This is a genomic window from Chamaesiphon sp. VAR_48_metabat_403, assembly GCF_031422475.1.
Taxonomy (GTDB): Bacteria; Cyanobacteriota; Cyanobacteriia; order Cyanobacteriales; family Chamaesiphonaceae; genus Chamaesiphon.
In genome coordinates this window covers 1-2496 of record NZ_JANPLS010000328.1, presented here as the reverse complement: position 1 = coordinate 2496, position 2496 = coordinate 1, and the positions used below count along the sequence as shown (strand labels likewise).

1 protein-coding gene is annotated in these 2496 nt (G+C 41.5%); it reads left to right on the top strand.

The features are described from left to right. A partial coding sequence (cas10d, locus tag RMO79_RS15945; RefSeq protein ID WP_310484161.1) for a type I-D CRISPR-associated protein Cas10d/Csc3 occupies window positions 1-2496 on the top strand: 2496 nt, incomplete at both ends.

Below are 2496 nucleotides of genomic sequence, written 5' to 3'. Positions count from 1 at the left end.
GGTGAGTTACTTAATTTCCAAGCCTTTTGGGTAGATTGGCAAGATTACATCTCTGAAATTGGATTCCTCGCCCAAAACACACAATATAAATGTGGTGGTAATCCCGTACCGAGTAATTGGCCGACTTTCAAAATTAGATCGCGTCGTTTATCTAGTCCCCTCAGACCACTACTAGCTTTTGGTGACATTTCTGTCCACATGAAAGATCCGGCAGAGGTGACGACAACTACACGCGGAGATCGCTTACGAGAACATTTGCGAACGTTGGGAATCGATCGACAAATACTCTATCACCGTCTTCGTAATACTACGGGCTTACTCAGTAATGCGATTCATAATGCTGCTTTGCGTTGCAATGAGGAATTAGACTGGCAACCAATCTTATTCTTTGCTCAGGGAGTCGTGTATTTAGCCCCTATGGATGCAGAGATTCCCGATCGAGATACACTTAAACATGCTTTGTGGGATGGAATTGGGCAATTACTACGTGACAAAATGCTAGGCGGGGAAATCGGGTTTAAACGCGATGGTAAAGGGGTAAAAGTTTCCCCCCAGACTCGCGAATTATTTACCCCTGCTGAGTTGATTCGGGGATTACCAATGGTAATCGCGGCAAATGTCAAGAATGAGAAAATTACCGCGACACCAAAACGGCTGGATAGTTTAGAGCTAGACGAACAAGAACGATCGGCACTCGAACATGGTGCTGACTTGCGAAGCGATCGTGTCGCCGAACTGATTTCGTTACTCCAACGCGAATTTTTTAGTGCAGTTTCTGAATTTACACCTTGGATTTTGCAGTGGCTCAAGATCGATAATGCCATTTCGATCGAGCAAACACAAATCCAAAAAGGGGGCGTGAACTATGGTTGGTATCATGCCTCTGCAAAATACATTGTTTCTAATAGAACGATCGATCTCGAACAATTGACAGTACAACTGCAAATTTTAGTAAATGATTTAGCTGACTGGGCGGAAGAAAAACAACTTTTGCCAAAAACTAACAACCCAACTTGTGAGGCATTTTTGAATTATGTCGAACAGTATTTAGAAGTGGCTGGCTGGGATACATTATCAGGTACATTTCAGCATGAATTAGAGCAATATACGATCGCTAAAACTAAGGCAGCTAAACAACCTATTTGCTCATTGAGTTCTGGAGAATTCTTATCTGAAGATCAGATGGATTCAGTGGTTTTATTTAAACCGCAGCAATATAGTAATAAAAATGCGCTCGGCGGCAGACAAATAAAACGTGGGATCTCTAAAATATGGTCATTAGAAATGCTGCTGCGTCAAGTACTTTGGGCGGCTCCTTCTGGCAAACTTGAAGACCAACAGCCGATATTTCTCTACATTTTCCCAGCATTTGTTTACTCTCCCCAAATGGCAAAAGCAGTGCGAGTATTAGTAGACAATCTAAAACGGGTTAATTTTTGGGAAGTTCATAAATTTTGGTTGCAGAATGAGCTAGATACCCAATCGTTACGAAATTTTAAGTGGATTACCGACGCACCAGAATTAGGACGTTTCAGTGATGTTAATTATGGTAGGGGTAAGATCGATATTCCCTTTATGGCAATTAGTTATACAACTACTCGCGGAAAAACATTAACTGATGCTTGGGTGGAGCCAGCTTTTCTATCTTTACTATTACCAATACTGCTCGGTGTCAAAGTTGTGGCAACGGCGAGTCAAATTCCCATCTATAACAGCGATAGCGAATTTAGAGAATCCGTAAAATTAGATGGGGTTGCCAACTTCTGGAGTGTTTTAGGATTGCCAACAGCTATGCACTTAGAAGAATTTCATCAAGGGCGGATTCAGAAGCTAGACGAGCTGCTTCAGCGATTACTAATTGCCTATAGTGTTCATTTGGATGCTAAAGCAGCTAAACCAGATCCGCGCTGGCAAGCTCTATCTAATACAGTAAGGGAGATGATGACTGATGTTCTTAATATTTTCGCTTTGGCGGATTCCTGGTTGCGAGCAGCTAAACGCGCTCCCTCCGCCACAGAGGTTTCGCGCTACTGGTACTATGCCAAAATCTGGTCACAAGGAGATATTTACATGATCGAAAAGCTTAGTTTAATTCAACGCATTGTTACAGAATATCGTCAGTTTTATCAAGTTCGTTCGTCTGAATCAAGTCATACAATTTTATTGCCACTTTCTAAGGCACTCGAAATCATTCTATCTGTCCCCGATAATTTATCCGATGAAGACTTGATTCTTGAAGGGGCAGGACAATTAAACGATGCACTGGAGCGACGCAAGATATACGAAAGACCAATCAGAATGGACAAGTCAATTGACATTGCAGTCCGTAAAGCAAAAGAGCTAGAAGAAATTCATGCTTTTATGTCTACTTGTGTGAATGATTTATTCAAAGGACTTTACAAAGGAGATCGTGCATTACTTCAAGAAAACCGTAACCGCATCAAATCCGGAGCGGAATTTGCCTATAGATTAATTGATGGAAAAAAAGATACTAAT